The 26,845-nt window shown below is 61.9% G+C and carries 25 protein-coding genes; 5 read left to right on the top strand and 20 right to left on the bottom strand.

The window, feature by feature from the left end:
- Nucleotides 1–3: 3 nt before the first annotated feature.
- On the bottom strand, nucleotides 4–1,320 hold the full coding sequence (gene phoR / locus FOT55_RS14895; RefSeq protein ID WP_004940434.1) for a phosphate regulon sensor histidine kinase PhoR: 1,317 nt from the start codon (nucleotides 1,318–1,320) through the stop codon (nucleotides 4–6).
- A gap of 24 nt (nucleotides 1,321–1,344) precedes the next feature.
- On the bottom strand, nucleotides 1,345–2,034 hold the full coding sequence (gene phoB / locus FOT55_RS14890) for a phosphate response regulator transcription factor PhoB (RefSeq protein ID WP_004940438.1): 690 nt from the start codon (nucleotides 2,032–2,034) through the stop codon (nucleotides 1,345–1,347).
- Nucleotides 2,035–2,249: 215 nt separating this feature from the next.
- On the opposite strand from phoB, the gene sbcD reads away from it, so the two are divergent.
- The 3 genes from sbcD (at nucleotide 2,250) to licT (ending at nucleotide 7,811) form a co-directional block, all read left to right on the top strand.
- Nucleotides 2,250–3,482 carry an exonuclease subunit SbcD gene (gene sbcD, locus FOT55_RS14885; RefSeq protein ID WP_025301739.1) on the top strand — a complete coding sequence of 411 codons (1,233 nt, stop codon included), beginning with the start codon at nucleotides 2,250–2,252 and terminating at the stop codon, nucleotides 3,480–3,482.
- Nucleotides 3,479–6,730: an exonuclease subunit SbcC gene (gene sbcC / locus FOT55_RS14880; protein ID WP_147823626.1), complete on the top strand. Its 3,252-nt coding sequence runs from the start codon at nucleotides 3,479–3,481 to the stop codon at nucleotides 6,728–6,730. Before sbcD ends, sbcC begins: the two co-directional genes overlap by 4 nt.
- Nucleotides 6,731–6,962: 232 nt before the next feature.
- Nucleotides 6,963–7,811, top strand: a complete 849-nt coding sequence (gene licT, locus FOT55_RS14875; RefSeq protein ID WP_043135622.1) for a BglG family transcription antiterminator LicT — start codon at nucleotides 6,963–6,965, stop codon at nucleotides 7,809–7,811.
- Here the strand turns inward: licT and FOT55_RS14870 are convergent.
- The 3 genes from FOT55_RS14870 to mak form a co-directional block, all read right to left on the bottom strand.
- A complete protein-coding gene (locus tag FOT55_RS14870; RefSeq protein WP_049206211.1) occupies nucleotides 7,808–8,194 on the bottom strand; it encodes a type II toxin-antitoxin system VapC family toxin in 387 nt (128 codons plus the stop codon). The genes licT and FOT55_RS14870 overlap by 4 nt on opposite strands.
- Nucleotides 8,191–8,424 (bottom strand): type II toxin-antitoxin system Phd/YefM family antitoxin, encoded by a 234-nt coding sequence (locus FOT55_RS14865; RefSeq protein ID WP_089180592.1) that lies wholly within the window; start codon nucleotides 8,422–8,424, stop codon nucleotides 8,191–8,193. Before FOT55_RS14865 ends, FOT55_RS14870 begins: the two co-directional genes overlap by 4 nt.
- Before the next feature lie 102 nt (nucleotides 8,425–8,526).
- A complete protein-coding gene (gene mak / locus FOT55_RS14860; protein WP_025301734.1) occupies nucleotides 8,527–9,441 on the bottom strand; it encodes a fructokinase in 915 nt (304 codons plus the stop codon).
- A gap of 216 nt (nucleotides 9,442–9,657) precedes the next feature.
- Between mak and rdgC the strand changes: the two genes are divergently transcribed.
- On the top strand, nucleotides 9,658–10,569 hold the full coding sequence (gene rdgC, locus FOT55_RS14855) for a recombination-associated protein RdgC (RefSeq protein WP_004940461.1): 912 nt from the start codon (nucleotides 9,658–9,660) through the stop codon (nucleotides 10,567–10,569).
- A gap of 65 nt (nucleotides 10,570–10,634) precedes the next feature.
- Here the strand turns inward: rdgC and ppnP are convergent, their stop codons facing one another.
- The 14 genes from ppnP to FOT55_RS14785 form a co-directional block, all read right to left on the bottom strand.
- Nucleotides 10,635–10,925 (bottom strand): pyrimidine/purine nucleoside phosphorylase, encoded by a 291-nt coding sequence (gene ppnP, locus FOT55_RS14850; RefSeq protein WP_004940463.1) that lies wholly within the window; start codon nucleotides 10,923–10,925, stop codon nucleotides 10,635–10,637.
- Between the two features lie 211 nt (nucleotides 10,926–11,136).
- The gene (locus tag FOT55_RS14845; RefSeq protein ID WP_089195581.1) at nucleotides 11,137–11,814 is read right to left on the bottom strand and encodes an AroM family protein; all 678 of its coding nucleotides are present in this window, start codon (nucleotides 11,812–11,814) and stop codon (nucleotides 11,137–11,139) included.
- Nucleotides 11,815–11,818: 4 nt separating this feature from the next.
- Nucleotides 11,819–12,748, bottom strand: coding sequence for a DUF1177 domain-containing protein (locus FOT55_RS14840; RefSeq protein ID WP_025301732.1), 930 nt, complete (start codon nucleotides 12,746–12,748; stop codon nucleotides 11,819–11,821).
- A gap of 34 nt (nucleotides 12,749–12,782) precedes the next feature.
- Nucleotides 12,783–14,339 (bottom strand): OPT/YSL family transporter, encoded by a 1,557-nt coding sequence (locus tag FOT55_RS14835; RefSeq protein ID WP_147823625.1) that lies wholly within the window; start codon nucleotides 14,337–14,339, stop codon nucleotides 12,783–12,785.
- 219 nt (nucleotides 14,340–14,558) lie between these two features.
- Entirely contained in the window at nucleotides 14,559–15,332 is a 774-nt protein-coding gene (locus FOT55_RS14830; RefSeq protein WP_025301730.1) for an IclR family transcriptional regulator, read from the bottom strand.
- 253 nt (nucleotides 15,333–15,585) lie between these two features.
- The gene (locus tag FOT55_RS14825) at nucleotides 15,586–16,377 is read right to left on the bottom strand and encodes an energy transducer TonB (protein ID WP_147823624.1); all 792 of its coding nucleotides are present in this window, start codon (nucleotides 16,375–16,377) and stop codon (nucleotides 15,586–15,588) included.
- Between the two features lie 2 nt (nucleotides 16,378–16,379).
- Entirely contained in the window at nucleotides 16,380–17,711 is a 1,332-nt protein-coding gene (locus tag FOT55_RS14820) for an HlyD family type I secretion periplasmic adaptor subunit (RefSeq protein WP_060447651.1), read from the bottom strand.
- Complete coding sequence (locus tag FOT55_RS14815; protein WP_147823623.1) at nucleotides 17,708–19,486, bottom strand: type I secretion system permease/ATPase; 1,779 nt, start codon at nucleotides 19,484–19,486, stop codon at nucleotides 17,708–17,710. The genes FOT55_RS14820 and FOT55_RS14815 overlap by 4 nt, the downstream gene beginning before the upstream one ends.
- 72 nt (nucleotides 19,487–19,558) lie before the next feature.
- A complete protein-coding gene (locus FOT55_RS14810) occupies nucleotides 19,559–20,125 on the bottom strand; it encodes a heme acquisition protein HasA (RefSeq protein WP_025301726.1) in 567 nt (188 codons plus the stop codon).
- A 78-nt stretch (nucleotides 20,126–20,203) separates the two neighbouring features.
- Nucleotides 20,204–22,903, bottom strand: a complete 2,700-nt coding sequence (locus FOT55_RS14805) for a TonB-dependent receptor (RefSeq protein WP_147823622.1) — start codon at nucleotides 22,901–22,903, stop codon at nucleotides 20,204–20,206.
- A 157-nt stretch (nucleotides 22,904–23,060) separates the two neighbouring features.
- Nucleotides 23,061–24,014: a FecR family protein gene (locus tag FOT55_RS14800; RefSeq protein ID WP_049295127.1), complete on the bottom strand. Its 954-nt coding sequence runs from the start codon at nucleotides 24,012–24,014 to the stop codon at nucleotides 23,061–23,063.
- A gap of 76 nt (nucleotides 24,015–24,090) precedes the next feature.
- Nucleotides 24,091–24,591 (bottom strand): RNA polymerase sigma factor, encoded by a 501-nt coding sequence (locus FOT55_RS14795; RefSeq protein WP_147823621.1) that lies wholly within the window; start codon nucleotides 24,589–24,591, stop codon nucleotides 24,091–24,093.
- A gap of 145 nt (nucleotides 24,592–24,736) precedes the next feature.
- The gene (locus tag FOT55_RS14790) at nucleotides 24,737–24,937 is read right to left on the bottom strand and encodes a YaiA family protein (RefSeq protein WP_004940491.1); all 201 of its coding nucleotides are present in this window, start codon (nucleotides 24,935–24,937) and stop codon (nucleotides 24,737–24,739) included.
- 47 nt (nucleotides 24,938–24,984) lie between these two features.
- Complete coding sequence (locus FOT55_RS14785) at nucleotides 24,985–25,389, bottom strand: nuclear transport factor 2 family protein (protein WP_060432538.1); 405 nt, start codon at nucleotides 25,387–25,389, stop codon at nucleotides 24,985–24,987.
- Nucleotides 25,390–25,485: 96 nt separating this feature from the next.
- Here FOT55_RS14785 and FOT55_RS14780 point away from each other — a divergent pair, with 96 nt between their 5' ends.
- Complete coding sequence (locus FOT55_RS14780) at nucleotides 25,486–26,229, top strand: helix-turn-helix domain-containing protein (protein WP_043135599.1); 744 nt, start codon at nucleotides 25,486–25,488, stop codon at nucleotides 26,227–26,229.
- A gap of 36 nt (nucleotides 26,230–26,265) precedes the next feature.
- Here the strand turns inward: FOT55_RS14780 and aroL are convergent, their stop codons facing one another.
- A complete protein-coding gene (gene aroL, locus FOT55_RS14775) occupies nucleotides 26,266–26,790 on the bottom strand; it encodes a shikimate kinase AroL (protein WP_025301720.1) in 525 nt (174 codons plus the stop codon).
- Nucleotides 26,791–26,845: the final 55 nt, after the last annotated feature.

The following is a 26,845-nucleotide window of genomic DNA, read 5'->3' as shown; positions in this document are numbered from 1 at the left end:
GCGTTAATTTTTCACCGCATTCTCTGATAAAGCGGCGGGAACAATCAACCGATTGGGTAAGGTAAAGATAAAGCGGGTGCCGATCCCTGGTTCGCTGAGGATCTCCAGCCGCGCATCGTGATGGCTGAGCGCGTGTTTGACAATCGCCAGCCCCAGCCCGCTGCCGCCGGTCTGGCGCGAACGGGCCTTGTCGACGCGGTAAAAACGCTCGGTCAGGCGCGGCAGGTGCTCGGCGGCGATGCCCGGCCCGTTGTCGCTGACCTGGAACTGCGCGCCGTGCGCCGTCTGCTGCCAGCTCACTTCGATGTGGGTGCCCTTCGGCGTGTGGTTGACCGCGTTGTACACCAGGTTAGACACCGCGCTGCGCAACTGATCTTCATTACCGAACACGTTGAGCTGCTCGTTAACCCGGAAGGTGATCTCGTGATTACCGCCGCTCAGCGACTGCGCCTCGCGCTGCAACACCCGCAGCATCAGCGGGATATCCACGCGCTCGTTCATGTCGACATTGGGCGCCGCCTCGATGCGCGACAGTGTCAGCAGTTGCTTGACCAGCCCGTCCATCCGGCGGGTCTGCTCTTGCATGGTGCTAAGCGCCTTGCTGCGCAGCGAACCGTCCTGCTCTTCGTCGCCCATCATCTCCAGGTAGCCCTGCAGCACCGTCAGCGGCGTGCGCAGCTCATGGCTGACGTTGGCGAAGAAGTTGCGCCGTGCGCCCTCCAGTTGGCGCATCTGGGTGACGTCGCGCGCCACCATCAGCAACTGCCCTTCGGAATACGGCATCACGCGGAATTCGACGTAGTGTTCGTTGTTCAACTGCAGCGTCAGCGGACGTGAAAACTCCTGCTGTTGCAGATAGTGGCTGAATTCCGGATAGCGCAGCAGGTTGAGGATGTGCTGGCCGTTGTCTTCCGGCCAGCGGAAGCCGAGCAGATGCTGCGCCAGCCCGTTGCACCAGAAGATATTGCCCTCGACGGTGGTCATCACCACCGCGTCAGGCAACGATTCGGCCCCGCTGCGAAAGCGCTTGATCAGCAGCGCCAGCTCGCGCCGGCGGCGGCGATTGCGCTGCTGCATCTGATACAGGCCATAGAACAGCGGCTCCCAGCTCCAGCGGCCGGGCGGCGGCGTCATGCTGCGGTCAATCCACAGCCAATGGGAGAGTTTGAGCTGGTTGTAGAAATTCCACACCAGCGCAGCCAGCGCGGAGGCCAGCAGAAACCAGGGCAGATAACCGAAAATCAGCCCCAGCAGCAAGGCGGGCAAACAAAAAAGAGCCAGCTCCAGAGCCAGCCTCTTCCACGACAGACGTTCTAACACGGCATATTCTCCAGCGCAGCGCGATCAGTAGCGCGTTGAGAACCGGTAGCCGGTGCCCCGAACGGTTTGAACCATTTTATCATGCCCACTGGTTTCTAACGCTTTGCGGAGCCGACGGATATGCACGTCAACGGTACGGTCTTCCACATAAACGTTAGTGCCCCAGACGTGATTAAGCAACTGCTCACGGCTATAAACCCGCTCCGGGTGGGTCATAAAGAAGTGCAGCAGCTTGAACTCGGTCGGCCCCATGTCCAACGCCTGATCGTTCGCCATCACGCGGTGGGAGGACGGGTCCAGGCTCAGGCCTTGCATTTCAATCACTTCTTCCACCGCCATCGGTGAAATGCGGCGCATGACCGCCTTGATGCGCGCCACCAGCTCCTTGGGCGAGAACGGCTTGGTAATGTAATCATCCGCCCCCACTTCCAGGCCGCGCACGCGGTCTTCCTCTTCCCCGCGCGCGGTCAGCATCATGACCGGAATATCGCGGGTCAGCGCTTCGCGCTTCATATGTTTGATAAACTGAATGCCGGAACCGCCGGGCAACATCCAGTCAAGCAACACCAAATCAGGGAACGGCTCAGACAGACGCGTCACGGCGCTGTCATAATCCTCGGCTTCCAACGGTTGGTAACCATTTTGTTCCAACACAAAGCACACCATCTCACGGATCGGCGCTTCGTCTTCCACCACCAGTATGCGTCTTGCCATCGTCAATCCTGCCAATGTGTTAGCGACTTTTCGGGCGCCATTATGCGTCAGTTTTGTGACACTTTTATGAAAAAAACCGGCCGTTATAGGCAGTAAGCATAGCGATTATTTCCCGCAGTAAAGAAAAATCATCCGGTTGTCATCATCATTGCGCCGGGACAGCCGCCGCCGCGGCCTTTATAATCATCGCCATTATCTTTGCATCCGGGAGTGTCATGCGCCTGATCCACACCTCTGACTGGCACCTTGGCCAGTACTTTTTCACCAAAAGCCGCGCCGCCGAGCACCAGGCTTTTCTGAACTGGCTGATCGAACAGATCGAACAGCAACAGGTGGATGCGCTGATCGTCGCCGGGGATCTGTTCGATACCGGCTCACCGCCCAGCTATGCCCGCGAGCTGTACAACCGCTTCGTGGTGGAACTACAGCGCACCGGCTGCCAGTTGGTCGTGTTGGGCGGCAACCACGATTCGGTGGCGACGCTGAACGAATCGCGGGAACTGCTCTCCTGCCTGAACACCACGGTGATCGCGAGCGCGCAAGGCGCGGCCGAACAGCAGATCGTGGTGCTTAACCAGCGCGACGGCCAGCCGGGCGCGGTGCTGTGCGCCATCCCGTTCCTACGGCCGCGCGATCTGCTTACCAGCCGCGCCGGCGAATCCGGCGCGCAGAAACAGCAGGCGCTGCAGGAAGCCATCGCCGAACATTATCAGACGCTGTATCAGGCGGCCTGCGAGCGCCGCGACCAGCTGGGCTTGCCGCTGCCGATCGTCGCCACCGGCCACCTGACCACCGTCGGCGTCACCACCTCCGACTCGGTGCGCGACATCTATATCGGCACTCTGGACGCCTTCCCGGCGCAGGCCTTCCCGCCCGCCGATTACATCGCGCTCGGCCACATTCACCGCGCGCAGAACGTCGCCAAGTCAGAGCATATTCGCTATAGCGGCTCACCGATCCCGCTCAGCTTCGATGAGCTGGGCAAAGCCAAAAGCGTCTTCCTGGTCGATTTCGCCGACGGAGCCCTCCAGCAGGTAGATGCGTTAACGATCCCGCAGTTCCAGCCCATGCAGCTGATCAAAGGGGATCTGGCCGAGATCGAACGGCAACTGCAGCAATTTGCCGACTATGCCGGCGAGCTGCCGGTGTGGCTGGATATCGAAGTGGCGACGCAGGACTACCTCAGCGATATTCAGCGCCGCATCCAACTGATGGCGGATGAGCTGCCGGTGGAAGTGGTGCTGTTGCGGCGCAGCAAAGAGCAGCGCCGCCAGGCAATCGCGCAGCAGGATAAGGAAACGCTGAACGAACTGAGCGTCAACGAGGTGTTCGAACGGCGCCTGGCGCAGGAGGCCGACATGCCCGAAGCACGCCAACGGCGGATGCACCAACTGTTCCGCCAGGTGGTCGATGCGGTGCAGCACAATCCTGAGGAGACCAACCCATGAAGATCCTCAGCCTGCGGTTAAAAAACCTCAACTCGCTGCAGGGCGAATGGAAAATTGACTTCACCGCCGAGCCGTTCGCCAGCAACGGCCTGTTCGCCATTACCGGCCCGACCGGCGCGGGCAAAACCACCCTGCTGGACGCCATTTGCCTGGCGCTGTACCACCAGACGCCGCGCCTCAACGTCACGCCGAGCCAGAATGAACTGATGACCCGCCACACCGCCGAATCGCTGGCGGAGGTCGAATTCGAGGTCAAGGGCGTCGGCTATCGCGCCTTCTGGAGCCAGCGCCGCGCCAAGAATGCGCCGGACGGCAATCTGCAGGCGCCGAAGGTCGAATTGGCGCGCCGCGAGGACGGCAAGATCCTGGCGGACAAGGTGCGCGACAAGCTGGAGCTTACCGCAGCCATCACCGGGCTGGACTTTGGCCGCTTCACCAAATCGATGATGCTGTCTCAGGGGCAGTTCGCCGCCTTCCTCAATGCCGATGCCAACGATCGCGCCGAACTGCTGGAAGAGCTGACCGGCACCGAAATCTATGGGCGACTGTCCGAACAGGTGTTCGAGTCGCACAAGCAGGCCAAAACCGACCTGGATGGGTTACACCAACGCGCCAGCGGCATCGAACTGCTGAACGACGAGCAGCGCCAGTCTCTGACCGAACAGCTGACGGCGCTGAGCGCGCAGGAAATCGCCCTCGGCGAGCAAACCCAGCGACAGCAACAGGCGCTGAGCTGGCTGCAGCAATGGCAACGCCTCCGGCAACAGCAAGGCGAGGGTCAACGGCGGCTGGAAACCGCCCAGCGCGAGCAGGCAGAGGCCGCCCCGCAGCTGCAGCAGCTGGCGCTCAGCGAACCGGCCGAGAAATTGCGGCCGCTGCGCGGCGAACGCGATCGCTGCCGCGCCGAACTGCAGACGATACAACAGCAGGCAGCCCAGCTGACGCAGCAACAGGAACAGCACTCGGCGCAGCTGGCGCCGCTGCAGCAGGCGGTGGAAAAAGCCCGCCTGGCGCAGCAAACCCATGCCGAGTATATGCAGCAGCAGCAACAGCTGATCGATGAGCAAGTCGCTCCGCTCGACCACCAAATAGCCCAACTGCAGTCGACACAGGCCGAGCGACGACAGGCCGCCGATGCCACCACGCAGCAGTGCGCCCAGCAGCAAACTACGCTGGAGAAGCTCACCGCTCAGCGCAGCCAGCTGACGGCACAGGGCGCACTACATCAGCAGCAGTTGAACGCGCTGAACGAAGCGCTGGCCGTTCAACAACAGCAGCAACAGGCGCTGGAGGCGCAAACGCCGTTGGCCCCGCTGCGCCAACGCCTGAGCGCCCTGGCGGATCTGCGCCCAACACGCCAGCAGCTGTTTACTCTGGCGTCCCTTAACCGTCAGACCCGCGAGCGTCTGGCTAGGCAACAGGCGGAGCACGCCGAGCGGCAAACGCAGCTCGCCGGGCTGCAACAGCAGTTGGAGAGCGCGCGTCAGCAATTCAAACAGCACAAGGCGCAGCTGCAGGAAGTGGAGCAGATCCACGAACTGGAAAAACGCATCGTCAGTCTGGAAGCGGAGCGCGCCCTGCTGCAAAGCGGTGCCCCCTGCCCACTGTGCGGTTCCACCAGCCATCCAGCAGTAGAGCAGTATCAGGCTGTACAGCCTTCGGCCACGGAACAGCGTTTGGTTGAGATGCGTACTCTCGCCGAGAAACTGCAAACCCAGGGCACCGAGTTGCGTACCCGCTGCGAAGGCCTGCAGGAACAGCAACAACGCCAGCAGCAAACCATCGCGCAGGATGAACAGCAGTTGGCTGCCCAACAGCAGCAGTGGCAGCAGCTCAGCGCACCGCTGGCGTTCGACTTTACGCTGGCGGAGAGCGAGCGACTCAGCGCCTGGCTGAGCGGTTGCGACGATGAAGAGCGGCGCGGGCAGCACGCGCTGCAGCAGCATGAACAGGCGGCGCAGGCAGTACAACAGGCAAAAGACGCGCTCGCCGCTCTGCAAACGCAGCAGCAGCAGGCGCAGCAACAGCTGGCGCTGCTCGAAGAGCGCTTTACGCTGCTGCAGAAAACCTATGCCGACAGCCTGCAACAGCAGCAAGACCTGCAACAACGCTGGCAGGAAGGCGAGAAAACTCTCGCAGAGCGGCGCGCGCAGCGGCTGGCGCTGTTCGGCGAACAGCGGGTCGCCGAGGTGCGGGAACAGCTGCGCGCCAAACAAACCGCCTGTGAACAGGCCAGCTTACAGGCCGCCGAACAGTGGCAAAAGGCGCAGGAACTGCGCGAGCGCCTGACCGGCCAGCAGGCCGGGTTACAACAACAGCACACCCAGATGCAGGAGCGGCTGCAGCAGGCGCAGCAGCAGTGGCAGCAGGCGCTGGCCGACAGCGAATTCGCTGATGAAACCGCCTTCACCGCCGCGCTGCTGGACGACACACTGCGCCGCGAATTGCAGCAGCGTAGAGAGCAACTGCAACAGCGGCAGGTAGAGGCCGCGGCCCTGCTGACGCAGGCGACGCAAACGCTGGAGCAGCATCGGCTGAACCGCCCTGAGGGGGTGGATGAAGCCAACACGGATCTCGACGCGCTCACCCAATCGCTGGCCGAGTTGGCACAGCAGTTGAAAACGTTGCAGCTGCGCCAGGGTGAACTGCGCAACCAGTTGGAAAGCGACGCCGCCCGTCGCCTTAATCAGCAGGCGCTGTTCGAGCAGATCGCCCGCAGTCAGCAAGACTACGACGACTGGAGCTACCTCAACCAGCTGATCGGCTCGAAAGAAGGCGACAAGTTCCGCCGCTTCGCTCAGGGGTTAACGCTCGATCATCTGGTCTATCTGGCTAACCAGCAACTCGGCCGGCTGCATGGGCGCTACCTGCTTCAGCGCAAAACCAGCGATGCGCTGGAGCTGCAGGTGGTGGACACCTGGCAGGCGGACGCGCTGCGCGATACCCGCACCCTGTCCGGCGGTGAGAGCTTCCTGGTCAGCCTGGCGCTGGCGCTGGCGTTGTCCGATCTGGTCAGCCACAAAACCAGCATCGACTCGCTGTTCCTCGACGAAGGCTTCGGCACGCTAGACGCCGAAACCCTCGATACCGCGCTGGATGCGCTGGACAGCCTGAATGCCTCCGGCAAAACCATCGGCGTGATCAGCCACGTCGAGGCGATGAAAGAACGTATTCCGGTGCAGATCAAGGTGAAAAAGGTCAACGGGCTCGGCGTCAGCCGGCTGGAGGCGCATTTCAGGCTGGAATGATCCCGCGGCGCGCGGCGCAGAAGTGTGACCGCGGCGGCACTCCGCAGTGAAAAGCGTTGAGCCGCGGCGGGCACGGGTTATTATGCCAACATAATAGGATTGTTACTGTATCCCCTCCGCCGCTCAGGGCCGCAGGGAAGAAACATAAAATACAGGCAAAACCTGACACCCGGGATCGCTTCCGGGCGTCAGGTTTTTTCGTTTTCAGGATGCTGAAACACCGGGAAAAACCATGAAAATCGCTAAAATACTCAATAATAACGTGGTGATTACGCTGGACGACCGTCAGGAAGAGACGGTGGTGATGGGAAAAGGAATCGGCTTTAAAAAGAAGCCCGGCGATACGCTGGACGAAAGCCTGATCGAAAAGGTATTCACCCATAACGGCGGAGAAACCGCCGAGCGCTATAAAGAGCTGCTCGCCGAGATCCCATTAGCCTGCGTCACCACCGCCGACAAGATCATTACTCTCGCCCGCGAACGCCTGCCGGGCAAGTTGCATAACATCGTCTACATCACGCTGACCGATCACATCCACTTCGCCCTGCAGCGCCATGCGCAAGGGCTGGATATCAAAAATGCGTTGCTGTGGGAGATTAAAAAGCTCTATCCGGCCGAGTTCGCCGTCGGGCTGGAGGCGCTGGCCCTGATCGCCCAACGGCTGGACACCGCGTTGCCGGAGGACGAAGCCGGATTTATCGCCCTACACCTGGTCAACGCCCAGCTTAACGACGAGATGCACAACACGCTGCATATTACCCGCGTGATGCAAGAGATCCTCAACCTGGTCAAATACCATTTCCGCTTTGATTACAACGAGGAATCCCTGAGCTACCACCGTTTCGTCACCCATTTGAAATTCTTCGCCCAGCGCCTGCTGGGGAAAAACTACGTCGACAGCGACGACGACTCGCTCTATCAGGTGGTGAAAGAGAAGTACCGTGAGTCATTCGCCTGCGCCGGTAAGATCAACCGCCACATCGAAAAGCACTATCAGCATCAGCTCACCACGGAAGAGATGATGTTTCTGACCATTCATATCGAACGGGTGCGCAGCGAAAGCGAGGAAAAGCCGGCTTAACGGCGAGCGTCGGCTACCCGCACGCCGTACTGCGGAAACACCGCGTCGGCGGAGACCAGCGTCAGCCCTTCAGCCTGCGCCTGTGCGATCAGCATGCGATCGAAAGGATCCTGATGATAGGGCGGCAACTGCCCGGCCTGTTGGCAGTGAAAGGCGTCCATCGGCAGCGACAGAAAATCTTCGGCCTCGATGATCGCAAAGATATCTTCCGGCAGCGCCAGTTTGCCCAGCGCCTGCTTGATCGAGATCTCCCAAATGCTGGCCGCGCTGACGTACACCGCATTGCCCGGATCGGCGATCTGCCTTTTGGCGTTCGCGCCCAGGCAGGCGTCATCGATCAGCCACCACAGCAACGCGTGGGTATCCAGCAACAGGCGCTTCATGCATCGCCCTCAAACAACGCCGCAATGGCCGCATCCTCGGCGTTGAAATCCGCCGGCACGGTGAACTTGCCCTTGGCGGCGCCAGGGCGGCGCGCTTCCCCCTTGATGGCGACCAGCTGTACGTACGGCTTCCCTGCTTTTGCAATAATCACGGTTTCTCCCTCCGCGGCTCTGTCCGCCAACTGGCTCAGATTGGATTTGGCTTCGTGCATATTGGCCTGAATCGACATACGCGTCCTCCTTAGCTAAGTTAGCTAAATCATAAAACGCCGTCCAGTTTTTGTACAGGGAAGGGTTTAAAGCGCGAGCAGCCTCGCGCTTTGCTGCAACGTTTAGCGCTGCTGTTGCGGCCACAGCCAGGCCGCACCGCGTACGCCGCTGGAGTCGCCGTGAACCGCCTTGCGGATCGGCGTTTCACACTCGCCGCCAAATACCCAACTTTTCACCCGCTGCGGCACCGTGCGGTACAGGCGATCCACGTTGCTCATGCCGCCGCCGAGCACCACCACGTCCGGATCCAGCATGTTGATCACGTGCGCCAGCGATTTCGCCAACCGCATTTCGTAGCGAACGATCGCCTGCTCCGCCAGCGCATCGCCCCGCTCGCTCAGCGCCATGATCTCATGCCCTTGCAGCGCGTTGCCGCTCAGGCGCGCATAGTCGGTAGCGAAACCGGTGCCGGAAATAAAGGTTTCGATGCAGCCCGGCTTGCCGCAGTAACACGGCACGTCGCGAGCGTAACGCAGCTCATCGTCATCCTGCCACGGCAGCGGGTTGTGGCCCCACTCGCCGGCGATGCCATTGCCGCCAGAATGCGCCTGGCCGCTCAGCGCCACGCCGGCGCCGCAGCCGGTGCCGATAATGACCGCGAACACCGTTTTCGCGCCAGCGCCTGCGCCGTCGGTAGCTTCCGACACCGCCAGGCAGTTGGCGTCGTTGGCGATACGCACCTCGCGCGCCAGCAGCGCCGACAGATCCTTGTCCAGCGGTTGGCCGTTGAGCCATACCGAGTTGGCGTTCTTCACCCGCCCGGTAAACGGCGACAGCGTGCCGGGAATGCCGATCCCGACCGATCCCAATTCGCCGGTATGATCTTCCGCCAGCTTCACCAGCCCGGCGATCGCCGCCAGGGTTTGCCCATAGTCATGGCGCGGCGTGGCGATGCGATGGCGAAACAGCTCCCGCCCGTCGTCCGCCAACGCAATCACTTCAATTTTCGTCCCACCCAAGTCGATGCCAATGCGCACGTATTTTTCTCCTCGATGCCACGTAGCGTTGCCACAGCCTAATGTAAGCGCGCAGATGAATCACCTGTTTCCCACCCTCCACCCCGCCCTTTCTCGGTGCGTAAAGCAACGCAATTCGGAGAGAATGGGGCGATTTTTCAGCGTCAATTCGTTATCATGCCGCCCTGCTTTTGACGAATCAGCGTGCCGAGCGCACGCCCAGCCAGGGATAACATTATGCTGTGGTTTAAGAATTTGATGGTTTACCGTTTGAGCCGCGAAGTGGCGTTAAACGCGGATGAAATGGAAAAACAACTCAGCGCATTCGCCTTCACGCCGTGCGGCAGCCAGGACATGGCGAAGACTGGCTGGGTCTCCCCGATGGGCTCGCACAGCGATGCGCTGACGCACGCGGTCAACGGCCAGATCGTCATCTGCGCGCGCAAGGAAGAGAAAATCCTGCCGTCGCCGGTCATCAAGCAAGAGCTGCAGGCCAAGATTGAGCGCCTGGAGGCGGAACAACACCGCAAACTGAAGAAAACCGAGAAAGACGCGCTGAAGGACGAAGTGCTGCACAGCCTGCTGCCGCGCGCGTTCAGCCGCTTCAACCAGACCTTCATGTGGATCGACACCGTCAACGATCTGATCATGGTCGATGCCGCCAGCGCCAAACGCGCCGAAGATACGCTGGCGCTGCTGCGCAAGAGCCTCGGCTCGCTGCCGGTGGTGCCGCTGACGATGGAAAGCCCGATCGAACTGACGCTGACCGAATGGGTGCGTTCCGGCGAGATGCCGGCCGGCTTCGCCATTCAGGATGAAGCGGAATTGAAAGCGATTCTGGAAGAAGGCGGCGTGATCCGCTGCAAGAAACAGAATCTGATCAGCGACGAAATCGCGGTGCATATCGAAGCCGGCAAGCTGGTGACCAAGCTGGCGGTGGATTGGCAGGAGCGCATTCAGCTGATGCTATCGGACGACGGCTCGCTCAAGCGCCTGAAGTTCGCCGACACACTGCGCGAGCAGAACGACGACATCGATCGCGACGACTTCGCCCAGCGCTTTGACGCCGACTTTATCCTGATGACCAGCGAGCTGGCGGCGTTGATCAAAAACACCATCGAAGCGCTCGGCGGCGAAGCCCAGCGTTAATCCCGCCTCAGAAACGACCAGGGCCCAGCCTTCGCTGAGCCCTGCGTTCCCCTAACGAGCAACGTTTATTTGCTCAGATAGCGGCACAGATAGGCGGTCGCGTCGGCCACCTGCAGGTTGAACTCGCTGTGCCCCGGCACGAAGAACTTCTCACCCGGCGTAAACACCTGCCAGTCCGGCGCGCCCGGTAGCAGCACTTTCAGCGCCCCAGTGATCACCGTCATTTCTTCCGGCTGCGCGGTGGAGAAGGTGTATTCGCCCTCTTCCATCACGCCCACGCTGGTAAGACCGATGCTGCTACTGTCAAAACCGATAGACTTCACTTTTCCGGCAAAATACTCATTCACTTTCAGCATAGACTGGCACCCGCGTAATCATCTTGATGGAAAATCCATATTGGGGGATTGCGGTTGATCTGTCACTGGTTTTTCGCGCGAAATGCGATCGCGGCGCAGAGTAAAACGCTGCCGGGCTTCTCACCGGCAGTCAGGGCTGCTGAAGCCCAGGGAGATCCACGGGCGCAAAGCGCCTGAGACCGCGTCGAGCGGTAACTTTTCGCTATTTGAATCAGTCGACTAACTCTGCAGCCAGCTTGGCGACCAGTACGTTCGACAACAACACTGGCACCGACAGACGCGCCTGCAAAAAGGCGCGGTGACGCTGGTGATAACCGATGCAGTCTAGCACCACCACCTCCGCCCCCTGCCGCAGCAGTGCGCAAGCCGCCTGCTCCAGCGCGGCATCATCTGCCAGATAGGGGCTGGCGACGGCATAGCTCGGCGGCGTCGCCAGCTGCCGCCATTTACGCGCCTGCTGCTCAACCTGTTCCGCCATCGGCACCACGATGCCGACGCGGTGTGCGCCGACGATCGCGGAGATCAACGGCGGAATAATGCGATCCGGCTCCAGCAACAGCGCCTGTTCCGCCTGCAATTGGCCGAATTCGCCGGTGCACAGCAGCAGGATCACCTGGCACCCCGCCGCCTCCAACTCGCGGATCTTCTGCTGCAACCCGCTTTCGACGCGAGCGGCACCGAGCGTCACCTGCGTGCCGTCCAACAGGCGCGACACCAGCAGCTTATCGCCCTGTTGCGGCGCATAACGCTCGGCGATCTGCCCGGCATCCAGGCCGTCCAGCAAACCGACGTGCCTCACCCGCTCCGCCGGCAGATAAGCAGACAGCAGCGGCATGATATCGCTGCGCGGCGCCTGACCGAGGGTCAGCGTGGCGAATGAAGCCGTCATGGGTCTATCTCCTTTTTTGCAGGTGGCTCAGACTGCCGTACAGCGCCAGCAGCTGGCCGAATTCGGCAGCATCGTAGAACCGGCAAGTGCCGCGGCCAAATTCTTTGGCGACCTCCACCGCGAATTTGACCACCAGCGCGATGTCCGTTTCATGGCTGGCGCCGGTGCCGCAGCCCGGCACCACCGATTCGCTGCAAATCGCCACGCCGACCACCGGCGCCGCAGTAGCGGTCGAGGGCTGCAGGATGCTGTTGAGGTGATGCACGCCGTTGCCATAAGGGGTGATATCCTGCGTGGTGATCGGGAAGGTCACCGCTGGGCGGCCGCTGGTCATCTCCATGATGCGCAGCAGATCTTCCGCCACCCGCAGGATGTAGCCCTCTTTCACCGTCGGCGACAGCGCATAGCCTTTGTGGTTGATGATGCGATTGCCCTTGGTGGTATCGATCGACAGGATGGCGTCAGCCTCCGGCACCACTTCATTATCGTTCATCGTCACGTCATCGATCGGCGAATCCATAAAATCGACCGGATCGTGCGGCCGGGTCGGCGCGTTCGGGCAAATATGAGTGGTGACGATCACATCGCCCGGCAGCGTGTCGCCCTTACGCTGCATCTCTGCCAACTTCAGCGCGGCGGCAATGGCGGCGATCGCGCCGTCGCCGTCAGATACCAGCCCGATACGCGTCGGCCGCGCGCCGATGCCGCCCAGGCGGCCGATAATGCCCAGCGTCGGCGCCGCACCGCCAGCGAATTGGCCTGCGCTACCGGGGATCTCGATGCGCACGAAATCGGTACCGCCCTTCGGCCCGTCGGCGCGCAAGGTGCTGGCCCGGATCGCCGGGTAAGGCGCAAACAGATCGACGACGTCCTGGCCGCTGACGAATGCGCTATCAATCAATTCAAAAACCTGCAGCGTTTGTTGCAAACTCATGGTCGTTTTACCTCACCAATGTCATCGGCAGGGGCTATTTGCCCTTGCTGGAAAAAATCGAGCTGAAGAAGTTGTAGAGCGCGTCGCCGGCGATAAACCCGGCCGCCATGATCTCCATCGGTGTGCGGCCACGATCGCCCCAACGGCGCAGGATTGTCACGCGCAGCGCGATGCCCACCAGCACCGCCCATCCGGCCAAGGCGTTATTGATCAGCAGACCGGTTGCCAGCAACACGCCGAGCTGGCGCTTAGGGCCGCCGATCAGCTGTACCACGGCGCCGGGGATCGCCCAGATCAAAAGGCTCCAGGCGATGCCCGGCTGCGCACCGGCCTCGATGGTCTTCGCGTAAACGCGCGCGACCGGCGGGATCAGGTCCTGCAGGAAATAGCTGTGATAAGAGAGGTAAACCACCGGAATGGCGATGAGGAAGGCAATCAGCGCCGCAAACAGCTGAATGCGGCGCCCCAGCAGCTCCTGCCGCAGATCCTCGCCGTAGCCACGCAGGATGAAGCCGGCTTTCAAATCAAAGCCCATGTCGGCGAAGGCCGGCCCGGTGGCGGCGGTAAAACCGGTCAGGATGCATAGCGCCAGCGGTGGGAAACCGATCAGGATACCGACGATCAGGGTGATCAACGCCACCGCGAACGCCGGAAACCAGCCGGAGTGCATGGCGGCGATACCGACGATCAGCTCATGAACGAAAGCGGCGAACGCCGCGTATATCACGAACAGCGCCAACATCGGCAGCGACATCTCGCTGAACAGCCCGCCGATCAGAGCCAAAAACGCGGCGATGGCGATGTAGCCGACCGCGCCCAGGCCGAGCGCTTTGCTTACCGCACTGTCCGGTTGGGTATAACCGGCGCTATCGGCGCGGCGGCTGCGGATCACCTGCGCAACCTGGATAAGCGCCACCAGGCCGGCGCCGACCATCACGCCGTGCGGAATAAAATGGGCATTGATATCGAAACCGGCCACCGGATCGGCGTAAGCCCGCAACAATAACCCGACGCCAAACATGCTCAGCGCCCAGATATTGCCGATAAAGGCGGTGCCGAAGGCCGCCATGGGGATCTTGAGTATTGATCCGGCGATACCTACCCCTACGCCCACCACCAAAAGCCAGGCCTGCTTGCCGCCGCGATCGCCGGCTTTAATCGCTTCCGCGGCGGCGACGCCGGGCGGCCAGGCATTGGCGGCGGGGAACACTTTGGTATCGAACAGGCGATAAAGCAGATAGGCGTCAAGCAACATCGCCGCCGCCACGCCGCAGAACATCGGTAAAATAAGCTGCGGTTGCCCCATCACGTAAGGCACCGCAATCGGCATCAGCAGACAATTGGCCGCGCCGAAGGTGGCAGAGGAGATCACCGTCTGCGCCAGGTTCTGAGTGTGCACCGAGCGGTAGCGTTGGAACATTTTCAGCGGAATGCGTGCCAACAGCATGGCAATCAGCGCACCGATGATCGAGGTGTTGGGCGTCACGCCCAGCGTGGTGATCAGCTGAACGCCGATGATCGCCCCCACCACCGAAAGTAGCGCCATGACCAACAGCGTGCCGGCCTCTTTTAGCGGATTATTTGATTTCATGCTTGGTTTCCCTGAATATTTCCTGCTGCGTGGCGGAAATAACGCCAAACGATAGCTCGCCGCGGCAGTTCCATTATTTGGAACTACCGGTGTCACGACGTGATTATTTTCTTATTCAGCCTGTCTATTTCTTACCAATAAAATACGGTGAAATATAATTAATGAGTTCCCTGGTGTCGGCGCTCGTTAATTATGATGCAACACAATAGCTCAGGCGCGTTATTTGATCTGCTGCCAATAATCATCGCCATATTTTTCCGCCAGTTGGCGGCTGACTGCGGTTAATTCGGCCAAGACTTCCGGTACAAACGGCTGCTCCTCGCCCTGCGAGGGGAAGGACAGGCACAACCCCACCGTCTCGCTGCCGTGCTTGTTCACCAGCGCGGTCGCCAGCGAACTGATGCTGTTCAAGGTTTCATTGCGCGCCAGCGACCATCCTTGACGCCTCACCTGCTGCAACGTCTGCAACAGCGCATCCAACGTTTGCGGCGCATTGGGCGAAGTCGCCCGGTAACCGCCGGCGTAACGCGCCCGAACCTGCTCGTCGCTTTCACGCGCCAGTATCGCCCGGCCGACCGAGGTTTCCGCCGCTGGCGAACGGTAACCCGCCGGGGTGACCACCTGCAAAAAGTGGCGGCCGGGAAACATGCGCATCACCATGATCTCCTGCCCTTCCAATATCGAAAGGTAGCCGGTACAGGCCGTCTGGCGGCATAGCTGCGCCATACTGGCCGCCAGGTTGTCCACCAGCGGCATCGACAGATAGTGGCTGGATGCCGCCAGCAACAGCGCGCCGATGTGATAACGCCGGCTATCGGGATCGCGCTCCAGCATGCCCTGATTTTCCATGGTCTGCAGCAGGCGCGATACCGTGCTTTTCGGCAGCGCCAATTGCTCAACCACGTCGCTGAATGCAATACCCGGTTGGCCATGCATCACACGTTGTTGAGAAAAGAGTTTTAATACCGCAGCGGCATTTTCCAGCGTTGTCATGATCCGCCTTGTTCCACTATATGGAACTCAGTTCCTGTTTTATAATTAAAAACTAAAACCCGAACTCCGCAGCGTCAAGCTGTTTATTTTTTGTCAGCCGCAAAATAAAAGGCATTCGTGCTTTTCAAATGAAAATATTGCGTAGAACGCCGACTTATCCTCGCCGAATAAAATAACGATACGCTCTGAAAATAATGAATAACAGGACAAGCTGCTGAAAAATGATTTTCTCAGGAGGAGATATTGCCGCGGCTCAGAAACCCGCGCCGCGCAAACTGAAATCGATCGGCAACGTCAATTCCACCGTGCCGTTGACGTAGGCGTCCGCCGGCGGCGTGGGCAGCGGCGAAGCGCGTTTGACCAGCGCCTGGATTTCGCGATCCAGCGACGGCAACCCGGCGCTGCTGACCAGCGTCACCGCCAGCACATGGCCCTGCCTGTCCAACGTGAAACGCACCTGCCCGACGCCCTGGCGCTTTAGCCGCAATGCGTCTTTGGGGTAACGTTTAAAACGATTCAGGCGGCCGCTGATGCGGCTGCGCCAGTTGTCCACTCCCGCCTGAGAATAGGGCGTCAGGCGAGTTTGCGGCGCGGCCGTTTTATCCGCCCGGCCCGGCGGTGGCGCACCGACGCTTTGCTCCTGAACCTTCGGCGGCGCGATCGTTTTCTCCTGCGGCGGTGTGCGCGGCAGGGGGGGAGTCTTCACCGGCTTGGGCGGTTTTTTCTGCTTCGGCGGTACGGCGATGTTCGGCCGCACGGCTTCAGGCACCTTCACCGTCGGCAAGGGTTCCGGCGGCGACGGCGGTTCAACCTGAGGCGGCGGCGTCCTTTGCCCCGGCGGTTGTTTTACCTCGGCCGGGGCCTGCGGTGCGGCGGCCATCACCACCATAACCGCCGGCGGCGGCACCCACGCCGGCGCGGCCTGGTCCCGCCAGGGCCAGAACAGCGCCACAACCAGCAGGTGCAGTGCCAGCACCAGCACCAGGCAACGACGCCAGGGCATGACGGCACCGGGTGCGGCGAAAGGCAGCGGCGAAACCGACATGCTCACTCTTCCGTCAGCGCCAGATGAAGGCGATCGGTCAGCGGTTTGAACAGGTAGTTCATCATCGAACGCTCGCCGGTGCGGATGAAGCCTTCGACCGGCATCCCCGGGCGGATCTCCAACCCGTTCAGGCGTTGCAGCCCCGCTTCGCTGACCTTGACGCGCACGCTGTAATAGGGCGCGCCGCTTTTCTCGTCGGTCAGGCGATCGGCCCCGACCAGCGTCACCTCGCCCTCGACGCGCGGCGTGGTGCTTTGGTTGAACGCCGAGAACAACAGTTCGACCGGTAGCCCTACCTGCACCTTGTCGATCAGTTCGACCGGGATACGCGCCTCCACCTGCAGCCCCCGATCGCTGGGCACGATCTCCATCAGTTGCTGACCGGCGCCGATCACGCCACCTTCGGTGAACACGCTCAGCCCCACCACGGTGCCCGCCACCGGCGCTTTCACCTGCGTATGACCCAGATCGGCCTCCGCCTTGGCCAGGCGGTTATCCAGTTCGTCCAGCTTCATCCGCACCTCGGCCAGCTGGCTACTGACCTCTTTCTGATACTCTTCCCGCCGCTGGATCGCCCGCAGCTTCAGCTCCAGTATTTGGCGGCCCAGGCGGCCGATATTCCCGGTGTCCTCGGACGCCTGGCCGTCGATCTGCGCATGCTGCCCTTCCAGATCCAGCAGCCGATTGCGCGCCACATACCCCTGCGCAGCCAGTTTGCGCATACCGCTCAGCTGCTCCTGCAACATGGCCTTTTGCCGTTGCTTGCTGGCGTAAGACTGACGGATCCCTTCCAGCATCGCCTGCGATCCGGCAATGCTCTCCGCGATCGCCGCCAGCTCACTCTGCAGCGCCGCTCGGCGGCTGGTGAACAGCTGCTGCTGCAGCAGCATCAACGACATCACCTCTGGCTCCTCCCGCCGCGCCTGCAGCAATGCCGGGAAAGCGATCGCCTGCAGGCCGTCGCGTTCGGCCTGCAGCCGCGCCCGCTGCGCGGCGTTGCTCAACTGCTGGCTGCGCAGCGCATCGCGCTGGGTGCGGCTGTCGACGGTATCCATCAGCAACAGCACCTGCCCGGCGCGAACCCGGTCGCCTTCATGCACTTGAATTTGCGACACTACGCCGCCGCTCGGGTGCTGCACCGCCTTACGGTTGCCGGCCACCACCACGCTGCCGGAAACCGGCACGCCTTTGTCCAGCGGCGCCAACAGCCCCCACAGCAGGAAGCCGCCAAACCCCAACAGCACCAGCCAGCCGCCGAGCCGCAGATGGCGCCCTTCGTCGAACTGTCGGGAAAGGGCGTCGATATCGCCGGGGATCACACTCTGATTGCTCATACTTTTCGTTCACCGCTGGCCGTTTTGGCAAAGTTGGCGTAGTTGACGTTGAAGCCGCCGCTGCTGCGGCCGACGTTGGCCGGTACGGCTGCAGGCGCAAAACCAGGCAGTTTCTTCAGGATGGCGTCGCTGGGGCCGAAGTGCTGCACCTGGCCGGCGGCCAGCACCAGCAATTTGTGGGTGGTCGCCAGGATCGCCGGTTTGTGGGTCACCAACACGATGGTGGTACCGCGCGCCTTCAACGCTTCGATCGCCCGCTGCAGCGCCTCTTCCCCTTCACGATCGAGGTTGGCATTCGGTTCATCCAGCACTACCAACGCCGGAGAACCGTACAGCGCGCGCGCCAGCGCCACCCGCTGACGCTGGCCGCCGGACAGGCCGCTGCCGCCCTCACCCAGCTCAGTTTCATACCCTTTGGGCAAATGCAGTATCAATTGGTGCACGCCGGCCAGCGCGGCCGCGGCCACCACCTTCTCGGCGTCAACCTGGCCAAAGCGGGCGATGTTTTCCGTTAGGGTACCGGCGAACAGCTGGATATCCTGTGGCAAGTAGCCGATATGCGGCCCCAGCTGCTGTTTATCCCACTGCCGGATATCCGCGCCGTCCAGCCGCACGTCGCCGCTGAGCGGCGTCAGCGCGCCGACCAGTTGGCGCATCAGCAGCGTTTTGCCCGAGCCGGATGCGCCAATGACGCCCAGCACCTCACCGGCCTCCAGACGAAAACTGACGCCGTGCAATACCGGTGCGCTCCCGCCGGGCGCGCTGGCGGCCAGCTGATTCACGGTCAAGGTGCCATTGGGGGCCGGCAGCGGCAGGCTCGCCGCCTGCGGCGGGTTGGCGGCCAGCATCACCTCCAGCCGCTGCAGAGACTGGCGCGCCGACGACCACTGCTTCCAGGCGCCGATCAGCTGATCGATCGGCCCCAGCACCCTGCCGATCAGGATCGATCCGGCGATCATCATGCCCGGCGTAATGTCGCCGTTGACCGCCAGCAGCGCGCCGCAGCCCAACATCAGCGACTGCAGCGCCAGCCGCACGGTTTTCGACCAGGCGGTGACGGCGGCGATTTTCTCGCTGGCGCGGTTCTGCAACAGCAGGAACTGCTGATGCTGCCGCAACCAACGCAGGCGCAAGTCGGTCAGCATCCCCATGGCGGCAATGGCTTCGGCGTTGCGCAGGTTGCCGTTGGCCTGCTGCGTGGCGCTCAGCGCGACCCGGCCAGCCTCCGCGAGCGGCGCTTGCGACACTCGCTGGTTGAGCCAGGCCAGCAGCACCAGCACGATTACCCCGGCGCTGGCCAACGCGCCAAGCCAGGGGTGGAGCAGAAACACCACCAGCAGATAAACCGGGAACCAGGGGGCATCGAAAAAGGCGAACAGCGCATTGCCGGTGGCAAATTGGCGCAGGTTGGTCAGATCGTTCAGCGCCTGCCCCGCCAGCGGGTTGCCGGTTTTCAGATTGGTTTCGAAGGCGGCGTCGTAGACCCGCTGATTCAGGCGCATATCCATCTGGGCGCCGAGGCGGATCACCACCTGGCTGCGCACCCACTCCAGCAGCCCCATAAACAGGTAAAGGCCGACCACCATCAGGGTCAGCATCGCCAGCGTCATGCGGTTGCCCGACGGCAACACGCGATCGTAGACCTGCAGCATGTACAGCGCCGGTGCCAGCATCAACAGGTTGATCACCGCGGTAAACAGCGCGATGCCCCAAAATCCGCGCCGGTATGCGGCCAGCACGCTCATCACTTCTCCGCGCCTGACGGCGTTTTTCATGGCGTTTTCCATCGGCTAAAAACGAGAAAATGCCCGCCGGGGCGCACGGCGCCGGCGGGCAAACAGCCGCAATCAGGCCGCCAGCAGTTCCGGGCTGTCGGCGTGCTGCACGCCCACCGCCGTCGCCGCCGCCACCTGATCGAAGGTGGAATTGACGCTCAGGCCGTAGTCGTCGAGGATGCCGTTCAGCGCGGTTTCCAGCGCGCCGGTATCGCCGGACATCAGACCGTACACCACCTGGTGCACCACGCCATCGTGGCCCTGCGCCTGCAGGCTGCTGAGGTTCAGGCCGCCGAAGCTGACGTCAGGCACCTGAATGCTGTACGGCGATGTATCGCCACCGCTCAAACCGTCGCCGAACGACAGGGAATCCAGCTGGCCGTACAGGGTATGCGCCGGTTCATTGAACAGCGTGTAGGTCAGGTTGCCACCCGCCACGACCGACGTGACATGGTTGTCCGTACTGGTCACGGCATATTGACTACCAGACAACCGGCCGCCGTAGAAGCCACCGCTGTTGGAGTCGGTGACGTTACCGTTGGTATGGTTGATATCACCAAATGTCGAAGCCCATTGGCCCAGATAGTCATGAATGCTGTAACCGCCAAAGCTGCTGTCATAGTTAACTGAAAATGCCATTTCTCTATCTCCATTGATGAACGGCGCCCCTTGCGAGGCTGCCCTTGTGCTCAAGGATGAGCAACGCCCTTTTACTGCTTAAAAACGGTATTCCACCCCGCCCTGCACGGTGCGGCCGCGCCCGAGGGTATTGGCCAGCGTCTCGCCGTAGCTAACGACATAGGCGCGGTTAGTCAGGTTCTCCACCGAGCCGCGCAGCGTCAGGCTGTCGGTCAGCTTGTAGCTGGCGTACAGATCGAACAGGGTGTACTTCGGCCAGTCGGCCAGGTACGGGTAATTGGACGGCACCGAACTGTCCTGATAGCCCGGCGCAAAGCGCACGGTCACCCCGGCGTCCAGCTTGCGATCGAAGGCGCGGCCGCCCAGCGTCACCGAACCGCGATCGCCTGGCAGGTAGGCGGCGGAGCCGAACTGCGTCCCCCCGTCACACGTGACGAAGTCATTGGAAGCGGCATCCGGCTCAACATAGAAGTTGCCGCGGCGCGATCCATCGCCGTAGCGCAGACGCCCTCCCAACCAGGCCTTGTTCGAGCAGAACTCGTTTTTGCCTATCATGTGGGTATAGGTCAGGTCGGCGTAGAACACCCCGGCGTCATAGTTGAGCTGGTACTCCAGCCCGCGGAAGCGGGTTTTCGACAGGTTGTTGACGTAAGCAGCATTGCCGATGCTCGGCTGCACCAGCCCCGGTTTATTGCGGTCTATCGCCAGGTTGATGTAGTTATCCACTTTGGTATCGAAGTAGGCCACCTTCGCCACCAACCGATCGCCCTCAAACCACAGATCCGGCTGCTGCACATTGAACCCGACTTCCCAGGCGCGCGAGCGCTCGGGCTGCAGGAACGGGTTGGGGTATTGCGTGGATGAACTGTGCGCGCTGCCGTTGGTCAGCGTTTCGGTGATCGCCGGCGGCCGCCAGGATTTGCCGTAGGTGGTATACAGCTCCAGCCACTCCACGCCGGGGCGTACCGCCACCGCCAGCGTTGGCGACAGCTTGCCCTGATCGCGATCCACGTCCCAATCTTCGCGGGTCGTGGTTGAACAGCCGGTCAGACGCAACGCTTTGCAAGGATTGTCAATCGTGTAGCGTTGCCCATCCTTGGCCAAATCCGGATAGCTCAGGCCGGTCTGGCCGCGCAGGCGATAGCGGTCGTAACGCAGCCCGCCCTCCAACGTCAGCCAGCCGTCGTAGTCGTAGGTCAGGTTGGCGAACAGGCTGGCGACCGAACGGTTGCCGGCCGGCGTCACCCCTTCCATGCCTTGGCGGGAAGAGTCGCTGGTTGCCTTGTCGTAATAGAACTCCAGCCCGTAGTTGGCGCGGAAGTCATGCCCCGGCGCCAGGCTGAAGCGCGAGGTGTTTTGCGCCTGCGCGCCGTAGGTACGCAGGCGGGTACGCGTCGCGTAGCCGTTGTCCAGCAGCGAGCTGGTGCTGTAGGTGTCGCTGTCATCCTGAGTATCGACGTAATACAGTTTGGCCTGAAAATCGAGCCAGTCGACGTCTTCCGGCGCCAGGCTGTAGTCGAACGCCGCGTTGCGCGCCATCACGTCGCTGTAACCGGTGCGCTTCCAGCCCAGTTCATAGGGCGGGCGGGTGCCCAGGTTGGTCAACGTGCCGGCGATCGGCGACGCGGTCTGGGTCTGCAGATAGCTCAGCTGCAGGCGTTGGTTGGCGGGCAGATTCCAACCCACCTTGGCCAGCCGCGAGTGCATGCGGTAATTGGTGTCGGGGATTTTGTTGTTCTTGATGCTCTCGGCGTAGCGATCGTAATTGCCGGTGTCGTTATTGATGCGAATGTTACCGATATCGCCCTTGTTGCCGGGCCAATAGTCGCCGAGGTGGCGTTCGCTGGCGGCCAGCAGGATATCGCCGGTTTCGTTGCCCAATGCCAGTATGCCGCTGCCGATGAAGTGGGTGCCGTTATCGCCGGTGCTGGCGTGCAGCTTGCCGCCCAGCTCTTTGCCCGGCGCCAGGAAATCGCTCGCGCTGACGGTATTGAAGGTGGCAATGCCGCCGAGCGTGCCGGCGCTGCCCATGCCGCCGGTGGTGCCCTTGTCGATAGTCACGCCGGACAGCAGTTCGGAATCGATGTACATGGTGCCATTACGCTGACCATGGCCGCTCTTTTGAAAATTCTGCCGCATGCCGTCGATGTTCATGTTCACCCGGCCATAGTCTTGTATGCCGCGGATGTTGACCGACAGCGCAGGATCTTGCTGGCTGACGCTGGAATAGGCTCCCGTAGTCTGCTCCAGAATATCGGCCGCGTGTCGCGCCGGGCGGTTGTCCATCTGTTCGCGGCTGATGATGCTGACCGAGCGTGGTTCGTCGTAAACCCAATCGTTGGCGTTGATGCCGCCGGCGCCCAGCACCGTCAGGCTGTCCAACGCCAGCGCGCCACCGTCGCCGTTCGCCGTCGGCAGCCGGCTCAATACGATTTGCCCCTGCGGCTGCAGGCGGAAAGCCACCGGATTGCCGCCGATCAAGCGCCGCAGGCCCTGTTCAACGCTCATGCTGCCGTTCAGCGCCGCCGCCTGCATGCCGTCGAGTTTCACCTCGTCAAAAAACACCTGCATGCCGGCCTGCTCGGCGAAGCGCAACATGGCACTCTGCAGCGGCTGCGCCGCAATGTTGAAATTCTTTTGCTGTGCGGCCTGCGCGCCGTTCGCCTCAGCCTGGACGGCAAGCGCCACAGCCGGCTGAGTCAACATCATCGCCGCCAGCGCGGCGCGTACCGCCATGGCCAATCGGCCGGCCGGCGTGGTTCCCTTGTGAATAAGCATGCGTGTGTGTTCCACCCGAAAGAATGTCAAACCAAGTGATAATGGAAATCAATCTCGTTTAAACATAAGGACGTTCCGGGAGGCAAAAACCCGTAAAGATTTTTTACAGAAAGTGAAAATAGCGGCCAAGGCGGGCATCCCGGCCCGCCTTGGCCGCTCAGTAAAGCAGCGTGATGCCGGGGAGATTCAGCTGGCGGGCGGAGAGTTCCTGACGAATGGCACCGACGCCGTCGTCGAGTTTATTGAGCGCGAACACACCGCTCACGGTGCGCGTTCTTAGCGCGGGATTGACCGCCACGATGCGGGTCCCGCGATAGCGGTTGAGCTGCGCGAGCGCCTGCGTCAGCGGTTGGCGGTCGATCACCAGCCAGCCGCGTCGCCAAGCGTCATCACCGGCCGTTTGCCGCGTCAGCTGCAGCTGCCCGTTGCGGTAATGCGCCGCCTGGCGTTGCGCGACCACCAGCGAGCGCTCGCCGCGCTCAAGCGTCACCCGCACGCTGTGCTGATGCACGCTGACGTCGACGCCCTGTTCAGTGCGCGCCACGCTGAACTCGGTGCCCAGCGCCTGGGTGACGCCGTTTTTCGCCTCCACCCTGAACGGACGGCTTTCCGCCCCGCCCAACGGCGCGACGATAAAATAGGCGGCGCCGCTCAGCAGCCGCACCTTGCGCTCATCTGCGGAATACGCCAGCGCGATCGCGCTGCCGCTGTCCAGCGACACCCGGCTGCCGTCCGGCAAAGCAACTTCGCGCACCTCACCGCGAACGGTTTGATAATCGGCCTGCAGGCCGATCCACAGATCCGGCCCGCGATAAACGCCGAATGAAACGGCGAGCGCCACCGCCGCTGCCACCGCCCAGCGGGGCCATCGATAGCGAGAGGGCGTTTTCAGCGCCGCCACCTGCGGTTGTAACGCCTGCCGCTGCTCAGGCGGCAGTTGCCCAAGCGTCGTCCACAGCAGGCGAGCCTGACGCAGCGCCGCCGGATGCTGCGGATCGGCGGCCAGCCAGGCGTCCAACGCTCGCCGCCGATCGGCCGGCAGCGCCCCTTCGGCCAGACTCACGGCCCAGGCGGCCGCCTGCTGTCGCGCCTGTGCGGTTAGCGGTTTCATAATGGCATAGACCTCTGTTTTTTCTGGTTATAGGTTAAGACGTCTGAGCGCGGATAAACCCGTAAAAAAATTGCCATTATTGTTCTTCCATCCGCGCCATCAGCCGCTCGAGGGCGCTGGCCAGGTGTTTTTCCACCGTGCTGAGCGACACGCCCAGCTGCGCCGCCACCTGCGCCTGGGTCAGGCCATCGAGCCGGTTAAGGCGGAAAATCTGCTGCGTGCGCGGCGGCATGTCCGCTAGCGCCTGCTGCAACAGCTGCAGCAATTGGCTATCGATCGCCCGTTGTTCAAGCGCCGGTTCACCGGAGGGATACTGCGCCAGAATGTCGTCTTCGACCGTTTCGGTCTGCCGCCGCTGCTGCTGGCGCACATGGTCGAGCATCAGGTTTTTGGCGGTTTTGTACAGGTAGGCTTCGATATCGAGAATGTTACCCTGCGGATATTGCTCGGTAAGGCGGGTAAAACTTTCCTGCGCCAAATCCGCGGCCAGCTGAGGGTCGCGCAGTTTGGCGTTCAAATAGGCTTGCAGCGGCCGCATATGGCGCAGAAACAGCGCCTGCAACTCGGAATTGGACATCTCTTTTCCCAGAAGTGAAACACCCAATAGGGGCGATAAAAATCACATAAATGATTATCATTATCAATATTGTTCTGGGAAATATATGCTAACGCCGGGGATAAACAGGAAACCGGCCTGGCGCCGGTTTCCGCTGTGCAGCAGGTCAGAGCTCTAGCGCCTCGTCTTCATAGCGGTGCTTGGCGTCGAGCGCTTCCTGCTCGGTTTCATGTTCACTGAGCAGCGTATTTGGCTCAATGTCGTCGGTGCGCACTTCAAAACGGCGCAGATGCAGGTTCGGGTCGCCCCGAAACACCTCAACGACGCGGGCGCTCCGTGGATAAGCAGGTTGATCATTTTCGCGCATGCCGTTCTCCCGTGTGTTTCACACAGTAGCAAGTATAGCAGCCGCCCTCATTCCGGCACGCGCGAGCCAAGATCGCGATCGCCGGGGGCGCCCGCCAACAGCTCGGTCAGTTCGTCGCAGGCGCAAATGCGGCCTTCACGCACGGTGAAGTGCGCCAGCACCCGCACGCGGCTGCGGGTACCGTCGCGCTTTTCCACCTCGACCAGATGGTGGGTCAGCACTGCCTCGCCCTGCTCCGCCGCCGCGATCACGCTCAGCGTCATGCGGCGGGTTTGCCGTTTCAGCAGCGCCATATGTTGCTCAAACTGCGCGAAGTTCAGCACCTTGCCATCCACCTGCTGGCGGTAGTCTGCGCTGAAACGGGCAGCGAGCTGCGTCGGCCGATGCTCCGGGCTGGCGACGACCTGCTGCAGCGTATCGAGCACCAGGTTCAGTGGGGTAACTTGAGTCATCACGTTTCTCCGAAATAGGGTGAACGGCGATCCTATCCCGGCCAGACGATGGCATAATAACCACATCAAGACTTTCAATAACGTTAAACGGCCAACATGACGCAGATCCGCAGCCAACGCCTTCAGCATGAAAAAAAGCACCTGACGCCCTGGCACCGGCACGAAGGCGGCCAGATCTATCTCTTGACGCGTGGCATGCTGGCAATGGAACTCCCGGGCCGGCAATGGGCGATCACCGGCGGTACGCTGGGCTGGCTGCCGCCGGGATGCGCCCATCAGGCGCTGGCCTGCGGCGACGTAGCGGGCTGGAGTCTGTATCTGCCGGGGGAAAGCGTGCCGGAGATGCCGCCGCAGCCGCAGCTGTTCACGGCCTCTGCGCTGTTGCAGGCCCTGGTGGAGCGTATCGCACAGTTCCCCGCCGGCCCACTGAGTGCGCCGCAACGGCGGCTGCTGCAGGTGCTGCTGGATGAAATGCATACGGCAAGCCGCGCGCCGTTGCAATTGCCGCTGCCGCAGGACGCCCGGTTGCTGAACATCGCCCGGGCGCTGCTGAACGATCCCGCCAGCCTGCGCAGCCAGCGCGACTGGGCCGACTGGGCCGGGCTCAGCCCGCGCACCCTGAGCCGCCGCTTTGTGCAGGAAACCGGCATCAGCTTCGCGCTGTGGCGCCAGCAGGCGCGGGTATTGCGTTCACTGGAGGGATTATCACGCGGCGCAGCGGTCGCCGAAGTGGCCGACACCTGTGGCTACGACAACGTCAGCGCCTACATCGCCGCCTTTCGCCGCCGCTTCGGCGTCACGCCCGGGGCGTACTTTGCGGCCGCTCGGCAAACGGAATAGGAAAACGGGCGCCCAGCGCCCGAAGAGAAGAAAGGGTTATTTCACCGTCTCACGCGGCAGCACCGCGAGGATTTGCTCCACCACCCGCTGCGGATCGGCGGCGCCGTCCATCACGTAATGCGCGGCGTCCTGATACAGCGCTTCACGCGCCGCCAGCACCTCGAGCATCTCTTCGGCGATCGGCCTGCCGGTGAGCGTCGGGCGCTGCGCATCTTCCGGGTACTCTTCCAACCGCTGCGCCAACACGCTGGCCGGCGCGCGCAGATAGATAACGGTGCCATGCTGGCGCATAAACTGACGGTTCTCTTCCGCCAGGATCGCGCCGCCACCGGTGGCAACTACAGTTGACGGTTTGGTCACGGTTTGCAACGCGATGGTTTCGCGGCGACGGAACCCCAGCCAGCCCTCGCGCTCGACCATTTCCGCCACGCTCATCTGTACCGCTTGCTGCATAAACAGATCGGTATCGACAAACTGATAGCCCAACGCCAGCGCCAATGCGCTGCCTACCGTGGTCTTGCCGGCTCCGCGAGCGCCTATCATGAACAGGGTTTGTGTCATTACGGGTTGTCCCTTATGCGGTGACTTGAGTGCATTGCATACCAAAATACCGAGC

Origin of the sequence: Serratia bockelmannii, assembly GCF_008011855.1 — a bacterium.
Lineage (GTDB): Bacteria > Pseudomonadota > Gammaproteobacteria > Enterobacterales > Enterobacteriaceae > Serratia > Serratia bockelmannii.
This window is presented reverse-complemented; position numbering and strand designations above follow the sequence as displayed.